Origin of the sequence: Variovorax sp. WDL1 (genome assembly GCF_001541225.1) — a bacterium.
Taxonomy (GTDB): Bacteria; Pseudomonadota; Gammaproteobacteria; order Burkholderiales; family Burkholderiaceae_C; genus Variovorax.
The window spans coordinates 40,124-55,649 of the sequence record NZ_LMTS01000218.1 but is presented as its reverse complement, the minus strand read 5'-3'; the positions used below and the strand labels follow the sequence as shown (position 1 = coordinate 55,649).

Sequence of the window (15,526 nt, the reverse complement as noted above, 5' to 3'; positions counted from 1 at the left end):
CGGCAGGAGCCGAAGGCGCCCGCCGGCGTGGTGCGCAGCGCTGCGATGGCCTCGGCCGATTCGAGGCTGGTGTCGATCAGCTCCTCGGCGAGCGCGCCGAGGATGCCGTTGCGCCCGGCATAGACGGTGCCGATGCGATTCGGGTGCTGGCGCGCAGTCTCGATCACGCCGGCCGCCGATGCGTTGATCACCGAGGTGACGCCGCCGGATTGGGCATAGAAGGCATTGAGGGGCATGGTGCGACTCCTGGAATCCAGCCATTTGCAAGGCGAGCGCCGCAGCAGGCCTGCGTGCGACGGCAATGGCATTCTCGCGCAGGCCCCGGGCTTGCGCGAGGCCGGCCGAGTCACCGGCTGCCCGGCGCCTCACTCCAGCCGGATTTGCAGTGCATCGATCGTGCGCTTCCAGTTCGCGCGATCCTCGCGGATCAGCGTGCCGAAGGCCTCCGGCGTCATGGCCATCGGCTCGGTGCCGTCGGCGGCCATGAAGGCGATGACCTCGGGCTGCGCGAGCACCTGGTTGAAGGCGCCATTGAGCCGGCGGATGACCGCGTCGGGCGTGCCGGCCGGTGCGACCAGTCCATACCAGATGGACAGGCCGAGCTCCGGAAAGCCGGCCTCCTCCACCGTGGGAATGCCCGGCACCGCGGGCACACGCTTGCGGCTGGTCACGGCGAGCCCGCGCAACTCGCCGGCGTTGACGCGCGCCACCGAGGTCGAGATGCCGTCGAAGTAGAGGTGGATGTCGCCGCGAGCCAGTGCCAGCATCGCCTGGCCGGAGCTCTGGTAGTGGATGGGCACCAGGCCCGGCGCGCGTTTCTCGAGCAGCCCGCCCAGCATGTGGTTGGAGCTGCCCACGCCCAGCGTGCCGTAGTTCACCATGCCGGGATGCGCCTGCGCATAGGCCGGCAGCTCGCGCAGCGAGGAGATCGGCGTCTGCGGATTGACGCTGAGCATGAAGGGCACGGCCTGGAGCGCGGCGACGGGCACCAGCTTGTCGGGTGCGTAGGTCAGGCTGCGCTGCAGGTTGGGATTGACTGCCAGCGTGGTGGAGGTCGCGAGCAGCAGCGTGTGCCCATCGGGCGGCGCCTTCTGCACGGCGAGCGCGCCGATGGCGGTGGCCGCGCCGGTCTTGTTCTCCACCACGATGGGCTGTCCCAGGATGTCCTTGGCCCGTTCCGCAATGCGGCGTGTGACGATGTCTGCGCCGCCGCCGGCGGGGTAGGGCACGACGATGCGGATCGGCGTCGCCGCCGCCGTTGCGGTCGCGGTCGCGGTCGCGCTCTGGGCCCACGTCGCCGTGCCCGTGGTCATCAGCACCAGGGCGAGGAGACTTCGGCACGAGGCGCGGCGGGCCGGCATGGCCGGAGAGATCGAACGTGTCATTGCGGCAACTCCAGATAGGCAGGGGGCAGGACGTGAGGCTACTTGTCGCTCGCGTAGGTCGCCGCGTAGCGGTCGGCCAGCAGCTTGCCGGAGGCGATCGGGCTGTAGCGGGCGCCGTCGCCGATGCAGCTCGGGATGCACTCGATGAGTGCGTCGTAGTTGGGCATGCAGAAGTAGGGGATCGAGAGCCGGCGCGCACGCGTGCCCATGCCTTCGGGCGGGTTCACCACGCGGTGCATCGTCGAGACGAAGCGATCGTTCGTCCACCGCATCATGATGTCGCCGATGTTGATCACGAAGGCACCGGGGATCTTCGGCACGTCGAGCCAGCCTCCGTCGGGCAGCCTCACCTGCAGGCCGCCGGGCGCGTCGTCGATCTTCAGCACCGTGATCGCCGTCGTGTCGGAATGCGCGCCCGAGCGCTCCTCGCCCTTCTCCGGGGGGCGCTCGAGTGCCGGGTAGTGGATCGTGCGCAGGATGCTGGTGTGGCGGTCGATGCGCGATGCGAAGTAGCCGGGGTCGAGGTCCAGCACCTGCGCGAAGATGCGCAGGATCTCGGCGGACAGCCGTTCCATCTCACGGTAGTAGGCCGTCATCGCCGGGCGCAATGCCGCGGGGCGCTCGGGCCAGAGGTTGGGCATGAAGTTGTTGCCGGCCTCCGGGCGCGTGTAGTAGGGGTCGTCGCTCACGTCCAGCGGGCCGATGGCGAAGCTTTCGTGCAGCGAAGGCTTGAGCGTCGGATCGATGTGCTTGCCGATCGTCTTCACGCCCATCGCGCCATAGCCCTTGTAGGCCGTGCCGGCGGGCTTGCGGATGCGGTTCTTCTCCTCCAGCGGCAGGTCGAAGAAGGCGATCGCCTCGCCGTACAAGGCGTCGGTCACGGTCTCCGGCACGCCGTGGCCGGTCACGACCAGGAAGCCGAGGCCTTCGCAGGCCTGTTGCACCGCAGCCGCCACTTCGCGCCGGCCCTCGGGGGAGCCGCGGGAGAAGGGCTGGATGTCGATCACCGGGATGGCTTGGATGCTGCTTTCCATGACGAGGCTCATGCAGAGGTCTCCTGAGTTGGATCGAGAATGGCGGCGCCTGTGCGCCTGCGCAATCGATCCTAGTGGCGCGATCCGCGCCTGGCGCACCGTGCAGGCCCCTCGGCATGAATATGGATGAAACCCAGTATGAAACCGATGAATGGCGCGCCGGCTTCGCACCAGCGCTCGCTGCGGGGCCGGCCCTTCGGCGTCGAGATCCAGCACCTGCTCGCCTTTCTCTCCATCTACGAGGAGCGCCAGGTCACGCTGGCCGCGCAGCGCCTGGGCCGCAGCCAGTCGGCGCTGAGCCATTCGTTGTCCCGCCTGCGCGAGCTGCTGCGTGACGAGCTCTTCGTGCTGCGCGGCGGCGAGATGTGGCCCACACAGGTCGCGCAGCAGCTTCATCCCACGATCCAGTCGGCCGTCGCATTGATCGACTCCCTGCACGAGGAACGCAGGCTCTTCGACCCGCTGCACGACAGCTTCGAGCTGCGCATCGGCATGACCGATTACGCCGAGCGGGTCTTCTCCCCGCGCCTGTGGATGGCCCTGGAGCGGCGCGCGCCCAGCGTGCGCCTGACCGTGCGCGCCATCGACCGCTACGCTGCCGAGGGCATGCTGCTCGGCGACGCGGTCGACATGGCGATCGTCGGCAATCCGGTCCTGGCCGATGCCGCCCTCAAGTGCGACGAGCTGCTGGCCGATCCCTACGTGGTGGCGTTTTCGCGGCGCGCGCACGGCGCCGGCATGGGCCTGCCTGCCTATCTCGCGGCACCCCACCTGCGCGTCGCAGTGGGGCAGGGCGAATACAGCGCCGTGGATGCGGTGCTCAAGGCCGCCGGACACCGGCGCGACATCCGCTGCATCGTTCCGAGCTTCCTGCGCGTGCCCGCGATGCTGGAGGGTTCGGGCCTGGTGGCCACGCTCGCGCGAGGCGTGTTTTCCGACCTCGAAGGGAGTGCGGGCGGCGCCATCGTGCTGCAGCCGCCGCCCTTCGAGATCGATCCCGTGCGAATCGTGCTGCTGTCGCCCGGCCCCGAGCGGGTCTCGAGCGCGCAGCGCTGGTTGCGCGACCTGATCCTCGGGCTGTTTTCAGCGCCCGGGTAGACCCATCGCCCGCGTGATCACTTCCTTCATGATCTCGTTGGTCCCGCCATAGATGCGCTGCACCCGCGCATCGGCGTACGCGCGCGTCACCGGGTACTCCCACATGAAGCCATAGCCGCCGTGCAATTGCACGCATTCGTCCATCACCTTGCACTGCAGGTCGGTGGTCCAGTACTTGGCCATGCTGGCGGTGGCCGTGTCCAGCTTCTGCTGCAGCAGAAGCTCGATGCACTTGTCGACGAAGACCTGCGCCACCTGCACCTCGGTCTGCAGCTCGGCCAGGGTGTAGCGCGTGTTCTGGTAGGCGCCGACCGCCTGGCCGAAGACCTTGCGGTCCTTCACGTAGGCGACGGTGTGGTCGATCGCCGCCTGCGAAGCCGCCACCGCGCTGATCGCGATCTGCAGCCGTTCCCAGGGCAGCTGCTCCATCAGGCAGACGAAGCCGCGGTTCTCCTGCGCTTGCCCGCCGAGCAGAGCCTCTGCCGGCAGGTGCACGTCGTTGAAGAACAGCTCCGAGGTGTCCTGCGCCTTCAGGCCCAGCTTCTTCAGCCGCTGGCCCTTCTCGAAGCCCGGCATGCCGCGCTCCACCAGGAAGAGGCTGGTGCCCTTGGCGCCGCCTGCCGGGTCGGTCTTGGCGACCACGATCACCAGGTCGGCATGCCAGCCGTTGGTGATGAAGGTCTTGCTGCCCGAGAGCCGCCAGCTGCCGTCGGTCTGCTTGAGTGCCGCGGTGCGCACGGCCTGCAGGTCGCTGCCCGCGCCGGGCTCGCTCATCGCGATGGCGCCGACCATCTCGCCGCTGGCCAGCTTCGGCAAGTAGTTCTTCTTCTGCGCCTCGGTGCCGTAATGAAGGAGGTAGGGCGCCACGATCTCGCTGTGCAGCCCGAAACCGACGCCGGTGAAGCCGCGCGCCCACAGCTCCTCGAACTGGATCACCGAATAGAGCAGGTCGGCGCCCGCGCCGCCGTGCTCCTCGGGCAGCGACATGCACAGGAAGCCGTTCTCGCCCGCCTTGTTCCAGAGCTGGCGGTCGACATAGCCCTGCGCTTCCCAGTCCTCGTGGAAGGGCGCGATCTCCTTGTCCATGAAGCGGCGGAAGCTGTCGCGAAACGCCTCGTGGTCGGCGGTGAAGAGGGTGCGTTCGATCATGGTGTTCTCGCCATCAGAGCCTCTCGACGATCGTCACGTTGGCCATCCCGCCGCCTTCGCACATGGTCTGCAGCCCGAAGCGCTTGCCGCGCTGGCCCAGCGCGTGGACCAGCGTGGTCATCAGCCTGGTGCCGGAGGCGCCCAGCGGGTGGCCCAGCGCGATCGCGCCGCCGTTGACGTTGAGCCGGGCCGGGTCGGCGCCCAGCGCCTTCAGCCAGGCAATGGGCACCGGCGCGAAGGCCTCGTTGATCTCGTAGAGGTCGATGTCCTCGATCTTCATGCCGGCCTTCTGCAGCGCGTGCTGCGTGGCGGGAATGGGTGCCTCCAGCATCACCACCGGGTCATGGCCCAGCACGCTCATGTGGTGGATGCGCGCCAGCGGCTTCATGCCCAGCGCCTTGAGCCCGCGCTCGTTGACCACCAGCACGCCGCTGGCGCCGTCGCAGATCTGGCTGGCCGTGGCGGCGGTGCAGCGGCCGCCCTCGGCGATCAGCTTCACGCCGGCGATGCCTTCCAGAGTGACGTCGAAGCGGATGCCTTCGTCCACCTGGTGCATCTCGCCCGAGGCACTGCCATCGGCGAGCCGCAGCGCGACGGGAAGGATCTCCCCGGCGAAGGCGCCCTCGCGGGTGGCGGCAATCGCGCGCCGGTGGGTCTCGAAGGCGTAGCGGTCCAGCGCCTCCTTCGCGATCCCGTAGTTCTTCGCGATCATCTCGGCGCCGGTGAACTGGCTGAATTCCACCCCCGGGTAGCGGCGCTGCATGGCAGGGCTCATGTAGTTGCCGAGACCGGCCTTGGCCGGCAGCACGTTGGGCGTGAACATGGGCACGCGCGTCATGCTCTCGACGCCGCCCGCGATCACCGCGTCCATGCTGCCCGCCATCACGGCCTGCGCCGCGAAATGCAGCGCCTGCTGCGAGGAGCCGCATTGCCGGTCGACCGAGGTGCCCGGTACCGATTCGGGCAGGCCCGAGGCCAGCACGGCGTTGCGTGCGACGTTGCTGGCCTGCTCGCCGACCTGGCTGACGCACCCGAGGATCACGTCCTCCACCGCGGCCGGGTCGATGCCGCTTGTCGCGACCAGTGCGTCGATGACCTGTGCCGCCAGGTCGGCCGGATGCCAACCCGCCAGCCTGCCGCCGCGACGGCCGCCGGCGGTGCGCGTCGCGGCCACGATGTATGCCTCTGCCATCTGGTGTCCTTGTTCGGGAGGAAAAAGCCATGGCCGAGCACCAAGGAAAGACGCCGTCACCTGGGTGACGGCGTCGCTGCGTCCAGGGCCACGAGCGTCGATGGTTCAACGCCCGGGCACCGGAGGTCAAGCCGGGGACATCCCGTGGAGCCGGAGTCGCCAAGGCGACGGCGCGGGCTCCTTGCGCATCGGCAGCGCCGCAGGCTGCGAGCCCGAGACGGTGATGCACGAGGGCTCCAGCGCCGACACCAGCACGCGCCGGTGCTGGTCGCCTTCGAACCGCTCCCCCGGCGCCAGCACGATGTCGCGCGGATCGTGATCCAGCGTGACCCAAACGCTGCCGCTGCGGCATTCGATGCCCACGCCGGCGGCGTCGGGCAAGGTGAAGATGGTGCGCTTGGCCAGGCTCAGGTGGAAACGGTTGGGCGCGGTGTTCATGGCGGACTCCTTTTGCATTCGGCTGTCGAATGAATATAGTGAGCCGGAGGTCAGTGGTCACACGGTCATACGGAACTCGTTGCATGCGCGTAGAGAATGCCAAATCCCTTCCGGCAGACGCCGAGCTGCCGCCCCTCGAGCTGTTGCGCAGCTTCGAGGCCGCGGCACGAATGCTGAGCTTCACGCAGGCGGCGGCCGAACTCTTCCTGACCCAGTCCGCCGTCAGCCGGCAGATCCAGCAGCTCGAGGCCAGCCTCGGCGTGCTGTTGTTCGAGCGCCGCCATCGCGCACTGGCGCTGACCGAGGCCGGCGGCGTGCTGCAGCGCGCCGTCGTCGAAAGCCTGGAGCGGCTGCGCGACGCCACCGCGCGGCTGCGCGCGACGCCGATGTTGCGTCAGGTCGCGATCACCTGCACGCCGGGCTTCGCCTCCTTCTGGCTGATCCCGCGGCTCGCGCGCTTCACCGCGGACCGTCCGCGGGTCGACGTGCGGCTCTCGGCCACGTTGGAGGTGCTGGACCTGGAACGCAGCCGCATCGACGTGGCGGTCCGCTTCGTGCCTCTGGAGCGCGGCACTGGCCCTGCGCTCTTCGAGGAATCCGTCATACCGCTGTGCGCACCCCAGGTCGCCGAGCAACTGCGTTCGCCCGACGATCTGGTCGACCACACCCTGCTGACCATCGACGTGCCCAAGCACAACGACGCCCCCACGGTCGACTGGGAGCCTTGGCTCCAGGTGATGGGGCTGACCGACCTGCGCATGAAGAACTCCCTGCGCTTCACCCTGTACACCGACGCCGTTGCCGCGGCCGTGGCCGGCCAGGGTGTGGTGATCGGACGCTTGCCGTTGCTGCGCGAACTGGTGGAGAAAGGCAGTCTCGTGGCGCCGTTCGGCACGGATGTGGCCTCGCGCCGCGCCTACTTCATCGACAGCGCACGCCGCGCCGCACAGAACGCGGATGCCCAGGACTTCATCCGGTGGCTGCGTTCCGAGGCCGAGGCGGCGCAGCGCGCCTGATCGGTTTCAGCGCTGCGCAGCCGGCGTCGCGGCGACCCGCGTGCCCAGGCCGAACACCGCTGCGAGCGGCCTCGTCTCCGGCAGCACGTAGACGACGCCGCGATGGGCGCCGAGCGTGGGCTTCACGTGCGCATCGTAGAAGGCCGCCGGCACATTGATGCACCCGTAAGAAATTCGGTTGTCCTCGACGCCGGGTGTGGCGAGCCGCTCCAGGCGGCGCTCCGCCGGGTTGGTGGCACGCACGCGATGCATCGAGACCGCTGCGTCGTAGTCGACCCACACGATGTCCTCGCCCTTCAGGTTGCGGCCAGGCTCGCTGGCGAACCGACCGGCTGGCGTCGTGCGTTCCTCGGGCCGGATCTGGGCCATGGGGCGCTCGCCGATCCCGGGTACGGAATCGTCGCCGCGCGCCAAGCCGATAAGAATGGGCGCAGAAGCCCGCTCCTTGCCACCCGCATCGAAGAGGTGAACGCGCGCGCCCTTCTTGTCGACGACGGCGAAGGCCGCGCCCTGGTTGTCGCCGGTCGCTCGCACCCACTGGACCAGGCTCTCGATCTCGCCCTGCGCCCGCGCCGGCACGGGGAGCGCCAGCGCGGCAGCGACCAGGACCAGCCCGAGAAAGCCGGGCGCTGCGCCCGGCAGGGTCGGCAAGGTCGGCGACATGCGGCGCACGATCAGTTGCGGTCAGCGCGCGCCACGCGCATGTTGTCGGACCTCGGTGTCGTCGTATCGGTCGAAGACATCGTCCCGCTGCCCGAGGTGCTGCCGCTGGCCGCGGGGCCGGAACTCATCGTCCCGGAGCCCTGTGCGGCAGGCGTGCCGGTCGTGCCCATGGGAGTACTGCCCTGAGTACCCTGCGTGCCTTGCGCCTGCTGGCCCGCGCCAGTTGCAGGATTGGGCGAGCTGGTGGTCGGCGGGTTGCCCTGCGCGACTGCGAGACCTGCAGCCCCGGCAATGGCGAAGGCGGCGGCGGTGACTTTCAGCACTTTGGGAAACGAGGTGGACGTCATGAGTTATCTCCTTGAAGGGTGGAATGGTTGTGACTGGGATCCGGATTCCAGTGCTTGCAACGTAAACACATGGTTCCCGGTCCGGGTCGGTATGGCGCGCGCATGGCTGTAGGACGAGGAGGCGGCACGCGGCAGGCCATGGCGGCCGTGTGGCGAAGCATCTCCCCGCGGCATTACAGTTCGGGTCCGCGCCGTTTCATGCGCCATGGGCCTGGGAGGGCCCGACATCCATGACCTCGAACACATCAGATACCGCTACCGCCCCTTCGCCGCAGCCCTCGCAGCCGAAGAACGAACCCAACGCGCCGGCCGGCCGCAAGAAGCACCGGCGCGCCGGCGCTGCGCAGCAGAGGGCGCAGGCGCAGCAGCCGCCGCAGGGCAAGCAGCCCGCGCATCCGCGCAAGACCCATCCCGTGCTCGAGCGCCTTTTCGAGCTCTACCCCGGCCTGTTCGGCGCCCGCTTCCTTCCGCTGAAGCTCGGCGTGTTCGAGGACCTCCTTGCGGCGCACGCCGATGAGTTCAAGCGCGAGGACCTGAAGGTCGCGCTGGGCCTGCATGCGCGCTCCACCCGCTACCTGGAGGCCGTGGCTTCGGGCAAGCAGCGTCACGACCTGAGCGGCGTGCCCGTGGAGCCTGTCGCACCCGAGCATGTGCATCACGCCATCCTCGAAGTGTTCCGCAGGCGCAAGGCGCGCAGCGGCGAGGACCTGCGCGCGCAGTTGCGCACGCGCTTGATGGCCGCCATCGAGGCCTCGGGCCTCTCGCGCGAAGACTACATGCTCGTCGTGCGCAGCAACGACGAGACCGCCAACGCGGTGCTCGACGAGGCCTTCGCCGAACTGGGCGCGCGCAATGCCAAGCGCGAGGCGCTGCGCCGGGCCTTCGAGGCCAGCGGGCGCAGCCTCGCCGAGTTCGCGGAGATGTACGGGATGGATCCGGGGGAAGTGAAGCGAACGCTGGCCGCTGGGCGGGCGCGCACCGAGCCTTCGGACCCCACCTGACGCCCTCTCCCTTCGAGAGGGGGCATGGGGCACCGGCTCTTGGATCCCGGGGCTATGCTGCCTGCCGCGGGATCGAATACGTCCCCACGGCATGCGCAACGACTTCGCTGCGCCCCTCCGAGTAAAGGCTGACCTCGCCGACCGCCAGTGAGCGACCCAGCTTGATGAGCTTGCAGATGCCGATGACGCGCGCCCCTGCCTCCGGCTTGCGAAGGAAGTTGATGTTCAGGCTGGTGGTCACCGTCAAGGGAACGATGCCGATTTCACCGAGGATCGCCACGTAGAGCGCCACATCGGCCGTGGCCATGAGGACGGGCCCGGAGACCGTGCCGCCGGGCCGCAGTTCGGCGGGCCCCACCTCGTGCGCGACAGTCGCGCCGGCATTGCCGGCTTCCAGGACGGCGCACTTCGTCTGCGGAAACTCGCGTGCAATGAATGCTGCGATTTCTTCCTTGGAGGCTGGCATGTCGTTCAGGCCTGCCCCGCCTTCACCTTCAGCCGCCACGCATGCAGCAGCGGCTCGGTGTACCCGCTCGGCTGCTCCACGCCCTTGAACACCAGGTCCTGCGCAGCCTTGTACGCTGCCGAGGTGCCGAAGTTGCCCGCCATCTTCTGGTAGAGCGGATCGCCGGCGTTCTGCTCGTCGACCACCGCGGCCATGCGCTGGAAGGTGGCGTCGACTTCTTCCTTCGTCACCACCCCATGCAGCAGCCAGTTGGCGATGTGCTGGCTCGAGATGCGCAGGGTCGCGCGGTCTTCCATCAACCCCACGTTGTGGATGTCGGGCACCTTGGAGCAGCCCACGCCCTGGTCGATCCAGCGCACCACGTAGCCGAGGATGCCCTGCACGTTGTTGTCCAGCTCCTGCTGGCGTTCGGCCGCCGACCACTTCGCCTCTGGCGCGACCGGCACCTTCAGCAGGTCGGCCAGGATGTTGTCGCGCTCGGCATCGGCGTCGATCTTCTCGAGTTCCTTCTGGACCTCGGCCACGTTCACGCGGTGGTAGTGCAGCGCATGCAGCGTGGCGGCGGTGGGCGAGGGAACCCAGGCGGTGTTGGCGCCGGCCTTGGGGTGGCCGATCTTCTGCTCCAGCATCGCGGCCATCAGGTCGGGCATGGCCCACATGCCCTTGCCGATCTGCGCCTTGCCGCGCAGGCCGCACGAGAGGCCCACCAGCACGTTGTTCTTCTCGTAGGCCTGGATCCAGGGCGTGGTCTTCATGTCGCCCTTGCGCAGCATCGGGCCGGCGCGCATCGCGGTGTGCATCTCGTCACCGGTGCGGTCCAGGAAGCCGGTGTTGATGAAGGCCACCCGGCCCGCCGCCTCGGCAATGCAGGCCTTCAGGTTGACGCTGGTGCGGCGCTCCTCGTCCATGATGCCCAGCTTCACCGTGTTGGCAGGCAGGCCCAGCATCTGCTCGACGCGGCCGAACAGCTCGCTCGCGAAGGCCACCTCGGCGGGGCCGTGCATCTTGGGCTTCACGATGTAGACGCTGCCGGTGCGCGAGTTGCCCTTGCGCTTCAGGTCGATGGTGGCGATGGTGGTGGTGATCACCGCGTCCATGATCCCCTCGGGGATCTCCTTGCCCTCGCCATAGAGGATCGCCGGGTTGGTCATCAGGTGGCCGACGTTGCGCACGAACATCAGCGAGCGGCCGTGCAGCCTGACCGGCTTGCCGTCGGCCCCGGCGTACTCGCGGTCCGGGTTCAGGCCGCGGGTGAAGGTCTTGCCGCCCTTCTCGACTTCCTCGGTCAGCGTGCCCTGGAGGATGCCGAGCCAGTTCGAATAGGCGAGCACCTTGTCCTCGGCATCGACCACCGCCACGGAGTCCTCGAGGTCGAGGATGGTGGACAGCGCCGCCTCGAGCACCACGTCGCTGATGCCGGCCGGGTCGGTCTTGCCGATCGGCGTGTTGCGGTCGATCCGGATGTCGAGGTGGATGCCGTTGTGCTTGAGCAGCACCGAGCCCGGCGCCGCCGCATCGCCCTGGTAGCCCACGAACTGCGAGGGGTCCGCCAGCGGCGTGCTGCTGCTTTGCAGCGCGACCATCAGCTGGCCGTCCTTGACCGCGTAGCCGGTCGCGTTCTTGTGCGAGCCGTTGGCCAGCGGCGCGGCCTGGTCCAGCACTTCGCGCGCGAAGGCGATCACCTTCGCGCCGCGCACCGGGTTGTAGCCCTGGCCCTTCTCCGCGCCGTCGGTCTCGGGAATGGCGTCGGTGCCGTAGAGCGCGTCGTAGAGCGAGCCCCAGCGCGCGTTCGCGGCGTTCAGCGCATAGCGGGCGTTGAGGATCGGCACCACCAGCTGCGGGCCGGCCTGCAGCGCGAGCTCGGCGTCGACGTTGGTGGTGGTGGCCTTCGCACCCTTGGGCTGCGGCAGCAAATAGCCGATCTTCTCGAGGAAGGCGCGGTAAGCCGGCATGTCGGCGATCGGGCCGGGATGGGCCTGGTGCCAGGCGTCCATCTCGGACTGCAGGCGGTCGCGCTCGGCCAGGAGCGCGATGTTCTTGGGCGCGAGATCGCCGACGATGGCGTCGAAGCCCTTCCAGAAAACCTCGCTGGCGACGCCGGTGGCCGGCAGCACCCGGTCTTCGATGAAGCGATGGAGTTCGGTGGCGACCTGGAGGCCGTGGACGGTCGTGCGGGCGGTCATGGTGAGCTACTCCTTGAATCAAGACGGAAAAATGCAGTCGACGACTTTATTCGATACCTGGTTGGCGAGTAAGAGCCGCAAGTGTGATTGATCAATGACCAAAGTGAAGGTAATCGCGCGCCGAGGTGGGCCAACCACATGCAGAGGGTAGGCCCTGATAGGCAGGCTGCAAAGGGTCCATACATTCACCTCTCAAACAGGTACCGGCCCTCGCGATGATCCTCCTGGCCTCCAATGAAAACCCGCTCGGCATGCCCGAGTCCGCCCGGCGCGCCGCCGCGGCAGCACTCCAGGGCGCAGGCCACTACCCCGACAGCAACGGCACCGCGCTCAAGCATGCGCTGTCGGCGCGGCTCGACGTGCCGGCCGACTGGCTGGTGCTGGGCAGCGGCTCCAGCGAGATCCTCGAACTCGCGGCCCAGGTCTGCGTCAAGCCGGGCGAGCATGTCGTCTATTCGCAGTACGGCTTCGTGGTCTACGGGCAGGCTGCCGCGCACGCCCACGCGCGCAGCACCGTGGTACCGGCGCGGGACTTCGGCCACGACCTTGACGCCATGCGCGCCGCCATCGGCGAGGACACGCGGCTGGTCTTCGTCGCCAATCCCAACAACCCCACCGGCAGCTTCATCGAGGCCGGGCCGCTGCTCGCCTTCCTGGAATCGGTGCCATCGCAAGCGACGGTGCTGCTCGACGAGGCTTACGGGGAGTACCTCGCGCCGGCGCAGCGCTACGACAGCATCGCCTGGGTGCGGCGCTTCCCGAACCTCATCGTCGCGCGCACCTTCTCCAAGGCCTACGGGCTGGCGGGCCTGCGCATCGGCTATGGCGTCGCGCAGCACGCGCTGGCGGCGCGCCTGACTGCGCAGCGGCCGCGCTTCAACGTCAGCACGCCGGCGCAGGCTGCGGCGGTGGCGGCGCTGGCCGACGAGGCCTTCCTGGCGCGCAGCTACCAACTCAACGCCGCCGGTCGGATGCGGCTCGAGGCAGGGCTGCACGAGCTGCGGCTCGGCTCGCTCCCCTCCGCGGGCAACTTCGTGATGGTGCACGTCGGAGAGGGGCGCACCGTGCATGCGCGCCTGCTTGCCGCCGGTGTCGATGTGGCGCTGCTCGACGGCTACGGCCTGCCGCAGTGGCTGCGCATTACCGTGGGGCTGCCGGAGCAGAACGAGGCGGTGTTGGTTGCGCTAAGGGATCAGGCGCCGGCGCGGTGAACTGCCTGGAGGTCGACCTGCGTGCACGCAAGCCGATGTGTCGCGTGCAGCGGCCTGCATGGCGTCATGGATCCTCCTCTCGCGTGAAGGACGAGGGGACGCAGGCGGCGCCGCCCGCGCGGCCTGGTTCTGTACGATAGGCCTGTCAAGCAAGGCCCATAGGGCTTGCAAATGCCGCTCCAGGAGACAAGCCCCCGATGACAAGTCCCGATGTGCTGATCAGCGAGGTCGGCCCGCGCGACGGACTGCAGTCCGTCAAGGCGACGATGCCGACCGCGGACAAGCTGCGGTGGATCGACGCGCTCCACGCGGCCGGCGTGCGCGAGATCGAGGTTGCCTCCTTCGTCCCGGCCCGCCTGCTGCCGCAGATGGCCGATGCCGCCGAGGTGGTGCGCCACGCGATCACGCTGCCCGGGCTCACCGTCATGGCGCTGGTGCCCAACCGCAAGGGCGCGGAGGCCGCGCTCGCGGCCGGCGTCCACAAGCTCACCATGCCGGTGTCGGCCAGCGCTGCGCATTCGCTGGCCAACGTGCGCAAGACGCGCGAGGAAATGGTCGAGGAGGTCCGCGCCATCGCCGCGCTGCGCCGCGAGATCGCGCCCCACGTGAAGCTCGAGGCCGGCATCTCCACCGCCTTCGGCTGCACGCTGCAGGGCGAGGTGCCGGAAGACGAGGTCATCCGCCTCGCGGTGCAGTGCGTGGCAGCGGGTGCAGACGAATCGGGCCTGTCCGACACCGTCGGCTACGCCAATCCGGCCCAGGTCCGCCGCCTCTTCAGGCGCCTGCGCGCCGAGCTCGGCGGCAAGGCCGGCGCGGCCCACATGCACAACACCCGCGGGCTGGGCCTGGCCAACTGCCTCGCGGCCTTCGAGGAGGGCGTGCGCACCTTCGATGCCTCGCTCGGCGGCCTGGGCGGCTGCCCCTATGCGCCTGGCGCGTCGGGCAACGTGGTGACCGAGGACCTGGTCTTCATGTTCGAGGCCATGGGCGTCGCCACCGGCATCGACATCGGCAAGCTCATCGCGGCGCGCGCGCCACTCGTCGCCGGCCTGCCGGGCGAGCCGGTCTACGGCATGACGCCCGAGGCCGGCCTGCCCAAGGGCTTCGTCCAGGGAACCGAACATGCCTGACAACACAGAGAAGCAACTGCCCTACGCAGGCGTCCGCGTCGTCGAGTTCACCCACATGGTGATGGGCCCTACCTGCGGCATGATGATGGGCGACCTCGGTGCCGAGGTCATCAAGGTCGAGCCCGTCGAGGGCGACTCCACGCGGCGCCTGCTGGGCTCCGGCGCCGGCTTCTTCCCGACCTTCAACCGCAACAAGAAGAGCATCGCGCTCGACCTCAAGAAGCCCGAGGGCATCGAGGCCGCGCTGCGCCTGATCGCCAGCGCCGATATCGTGAGCGAGAACTTCAAGCCCGGCACCATGAAGAAGCTGGGCCTGGACTACGAGAGCCTGAAGAAGCTCCACCCGCGCCTCATCTACGTGAGCCACAAGGGCTTCCTGCCCGGCCCCTACGACCATCGCACCGCGCTCGACGAAGTGGTGCAGATGATGGGCGGCCTGGCCTACATGACAGGCCGCATCGGTGACCCGTTGCGCGCAGGCACCAGCGTCAACGACATCATGGGCGGCATGTTCGGCGCCATCGGCGCGATGGCGGCGCTGCGCCAGCGCGAGCAGACCGGCGAGGGCTGCGAGGTGCAGTCGGCGCTGTTCGAGAACAACATCTTCCTCGTCGCGCAGCACATGATGCAGTTCGCGGCCACCGGCAAGCCAGCCGATCCGATGCCCAGCCGCATCTCGGCCTGGGGCGTGTACGACGTCTTCACCGTGAAGGACGGCGAACAGATCTTCCTGGCGGCGGTCAGCGACAAGCAGTGGGGCATCTTCTGCAAGGCCTTCGGCCTGGAGGACATGCTGGCCGATCCGCGCCTGAAGACCAACAACGACCGCGTGCTCGCGCGCGACTGGATGATGCCCCTCCTGCGCTCGCACCTCGCCGGCTACAGCGCGGCCGAGCTCAGCGCCGTGTTCGAGAAGAACGAGCTGCCCTTCGCCCCCATCGTCAAGCCGCACGAGCTCTTCGACGACCCGCACCTCAATGCCACCGGTGGGCTGGCGCCGGTGCGCATGAACGACGGCAGCGAGTCGAAGGTGCCGCTGATGCCCTTCACTCTGGGCAGCGAGCGGCCGGGCATCCGGCTGCAGCCGCCGCTGCTCGGCGAGCACACGGATGCGCTGCTGCGCGAGGTCGGGTACAGCGACGCCGACATCGCGGCACTCAAGCAGCGGGGCATTGCTGCGGGCGACTGAGCAGAGCGGACATCCTTAGCGCGT

At 68.8% G+C, this 15,526-nt stretch carries 15 protein-coding genes and 1 pseudogene; 6 read left to right on the top strand and 10 right to left on the bottom strand.

The genetic code is table 11. The features are described from left to right. From APY03_RS44610 to APY03_RS40660, 3 genes and pseudogenes are all read right to left on the bottom strand, one after another. Nucleotides 1-236, bottom strand: a pseudogene (locus tag APY03_RS44610) (diphosphate--fructose-6-phosphate 1-phosphotransferase); the annotation flags it as partial. Nucleotides 237-365: 129 nt separating this feature from the next. Further along, on the bottom strand, nt 366-1,385 hold the full coding sequence (locus APY03_RS27285) for a Bug family tripartite tricarboxylate transporter substrate binding protein (protein ID WP_083944586.1): 1,020 nt from the start codon (nt 1,383-1,385) through the stop codon (nt 366-368). A gap of 38 nt (nt 1,386-1,423) precedes the next feature. Next, on the bottom strand, nt 1,424-2,431 hold the full coding sequence (locus APY03_RS40660) for an isopenicillin N synthase family dioxygenase (protein ID WP_162487134.1): 1,008 nt from the start codon (nt 2,429-2,431) through the stop codon (nt 1,424-1,426). A 126-nt stretch (nt 2,432-2,557) separates the two neighbouring features. Between APY03_RS40660 and APY03_RS27275 the strand changes: the two genes are divergently transcribed. Next, a complete protein-coding gene (locus APY03_RS27275) occupies nt 2,558-3,517 on the top strand; it encodes a LysR family transcriptional regulator (RefSeq protein WP_162487133.1) in 960 nt (319 codons plus the stop codon). Here APY03_RS27275 and APY03_RS27270 read toward each other — a convergent pair. From APY03_RS27270 to APY03_RS27260, 3 genes are all read right to left on the bottom strand, one after another. After that, entirely contained in the window at nt 3,503-4,666 is a 1,164-nt protein-coding gene (locus APY03_RS27270; RefSeq protein ID WP_068681795.1) for an acyl-CoA dehydrogenase family protein, read from the bottom strand. The two genes, APY03_RS27275 and APY03_RS27270, sit on opposite strands and share 15 nt — an antisense overlap. A 13-nt stretch (nt 4,667-4,679) precedes the next feature. Then, nucleotides 4,680-5,858, bottom strand: a complete 1,179-nt coding sequence (locus APY03_RS27265; protein ID WP_068681793.1) for an acetyl-CoA C-acetyltransferase — start codon at nt 5,856-5,858, stop codon at nt 4,680-4,682. Between the two features lie 126 nt (nt 5,859-5,984). Then, nucleotides 5,985-6,296, bottom strand: a complete 312-nt coding sequence (locus tag APY03_RS27260) for a DUF2917 domain-containing protein (protein ID WP_068681791.1) — start codon at nt 6,294-6,296, stop codon at nt 5,985-5,987. Between the two features lie 83 nt (nt 6,297-6,379). Here APY03_RS27260 and APY03_RS27255 point away from each other — a divergent pair, with 83 nt between their 5' ends. Then, the gene (locus tag APY03_RS27255) at nt 6,380-7,312 is read left to right on the top strand and encodes a LysR substrate-binding domain-containing protein (RefSeq protein ID WP_068681789.1); all 933 of its coding nucleotides are present in this window, start codon (nt 6,380-6,382) and stop codon (nt 7,310-7,312) included. Nucleotides 7,313-7,318: 6 nt separating this feature from the next. Here the strand turns inward: APY03_RS27255 and APY03_RS27250 are convergent, their stop codons facing one another. Together APY03_RS27250 and APY03_RS27245 are read right to left on the bottom strand one after the other, a co-directional pair. After that, a complete protein-coding gene (locus tag APY03_RS27250; protein WP_068681846.1) occupies nt 7,319-7,975 on the bottom strand; it encodes a hypothetical protein in 657 nt (218 codons plus the stop codon). Nucleotides 7,976-7,986: 11 nt separating this feature from the next. After that, on the bottom strand, nt 7,987-8,322 hold the full coding sequence (locus APY03_RS27245; protein WP_068681787.1) for a hypothetical protein: 336 nt from the start codon (nt 8,320-8,322) through the stop codon (nt 7,987-7,989). Between the two features lie 230 nt (nt 8,323-8,552). Here APY03_RS27245 and APY03_RS27240 point away from each other — a divergent pair, with 230 nt between their 5' ends. Then, nucleotides 8,553-9,323 (top strand): ProQ/FINO family protein, encoded by a 771-nt coding sequence (locus tag APY03_RS27240; protein WP_068681785.1) that lies wholly within the window; start codon nt 8,553-8,555, stop codon nt 9,321-9,323. 52 nt (nt 9,324-9,375) lie between these two features. Here the strand turns inward: APY03_RS27240 and APY03_RS27235 are convergent, their stop codons facing one another. Together APY03_RS27235 and APY03_RS27230 are read right to left on the bottom strand one after the other, a co-directional pair. Then, entirely contained in the window at nt 9,376-9,789 is a 414-nt protein-coding gene (locus APY03_RS27235; protein ID WP_068681783.1) for a PaaI family thioesterase, read from the bottom strand. Between the two features lie 5 nt (nt 9,790-9,794). Continuing rightward, nucleotides 9,795-11,972 (bottom strand): malate synthase G, encoded by a 2,178-nt coding sequence (locus APY03_RS27230; RefSeq protein ID WP_068681781.1) that lies wholly within the window; start codon nt 11,970-11,972, stop codon nt 9,795-9,797. Nucleotides 11,973-12,187: 215 nt separating this feature from the next. Between APY03_RS27230 and hisC the strand changes: the two genes are divergently transcribed. The 3 genes from hisC to APY03_RS27215 all read left to right on the top strand — a co-directional run bounded on the left by hisC (nt 12,188) and on the right by APY03_RS27215 (nt 15,502). Continuing rightward, nucleotides 12,188-13,183, top strand: coding sequence for a histidinol-phosphate transaminase (gene hisC / locus APY03_RS27225; protein WP_068681779.1), 996 nt, complete (start codon nt 12,188-12,190; stop codon nt 13,181-13,183). Between the two features lie 197 nt (nt 13,184-13,380). After that, a complete protein-coding gene (locus APY03_RS27220) occupies nt 13,381-14,313 on the top strand; it encodes a hydroxymethylglutaryl-CoA lyase (protein ID WP_068681777.1) in 933 nt (310 codons plus the stop codon). Continuing rightward, on the top strand, nt 14,306-15,502 hold the full coding sequence (locus APY03_RS27215; protein WP_068681774.1) for a CaiB/BaiF CoA transferase family protein: 1,197 nt from the start codon (nt 14,306-14,308) through the stop codon (nt 15,500-15,502). The genes APY03_RS27220 and APY03_RS27215 overlap by 8 nt, the downstream gene beginning before the upstream one ends. Nucleotides 15,503-15,526: the final 24 nt, after the last annotated feature.

Bases quoted from the DNA above. Each gene is read 5' to 3' on its own strand.
- APY03_RS27285 (WP_083944586.1), bottom strand. From the start codon at position 1,385: ATGACACGTTCGATCTCTCCGGCCATGCCGGCCCGCCGCGCCTCGTGC.
- APY03_RS40660 (WP_162487134.1), bottom strand. From the start codon at position 2,431: ATGAGCCTCGTCATGGAAAGCAGCATCCAAGCCATCCCGGTGATCGAC.
- APY03_RS27275 (WP_162487133.1), top strand. From the start codon at position 2,558: ATGAAACCGATGAATGGCGCGCCGGCTTCGCACCAGCGCTCGCTGCGG.
- APY03_RS27270 (WP_068681795.1), bottom strand. From the start codon at position 4,666: ATGATCGAACGCACCCTCTTCACCGCCGACCACGAGGCGTTTCGCGAC.
- APY03_RS27265 (WP_068681793.1), bottom strand. From the start codon at position 5,858: ATGGCAGAGGCATACATCGTGGCCGCGACGCGCACCGCCGGCGGCCGT.
- APY03_RS27260 (WP_068681791.1), bottom strand. From the start codon at position 6,296: ATGAACACCGCGCCCAACCGTTTCCACCTGAGCCTGGCCAAGCGCACC.
- APY03_RS27255 (WP_068681789.1), top strand. From the start codon at position 6,380: ATGCGCGTAGAGAATGCCAAATCCCTTCCGGCAGACGCCGAGCTGCCG.
- APY03_RS27250 (WP_068681846.1), bottom strand. From the start codon at position 7,975: ATGTCGCCGACCTTGCCGACCCTGCCGGGCGCAGCGCCCGGCTTTCTC.
- APY03_RS27245 (WP_068681787.1), bottom strand. From the start codon at position 8,322: ATGACGTCCACCTCGTTTCCCAAAGTGCTGAAAGTCACCGCCGCCGCC.
- APY03_RS27240 (WP_068681785.1), top strand. From the start codon at position 8,553: ATGACCTCGAACACATCAGATACCGCTACCGCCCCTTCGCCGCAGCCC.
- APY03_RS27235 (WP_068681783.1), bottom strand. From the start codon at position 9,789: ATGCCAGCCTCCAAGGAAGAAATCGCAGCATTCATTGCACGCGAGTTT.
- APY03_RS27230 (WP_068681781.1), bottom strand. From the start codon at position 11,972: ATGACCGCCCGCACGACCGTCCACGGCCTCCAGGTCGCCACCGAACTC.
- hisC (WP_068681779.1), top strand. From the start codon at position 12,188: ATGATCCTCCTGGCCTCCAATGAAAACCCGCTCGGCATGCCCGAGTCC.
- APY03_RS27220 (WP_068681777.1), top strand. From the start codon at position 13,381: ATGACAAGTCCCGATGTGCTGATCAGCGAGGTCGGCCCGCGCGACGGA.
- APY03_RS27215 (WP_068681774.1), top strand. From the start codon at position 14,306: ATGCCTGACAACACAGAGAAGCAACTGCCCTACGCAGGCGTCCGCGTC.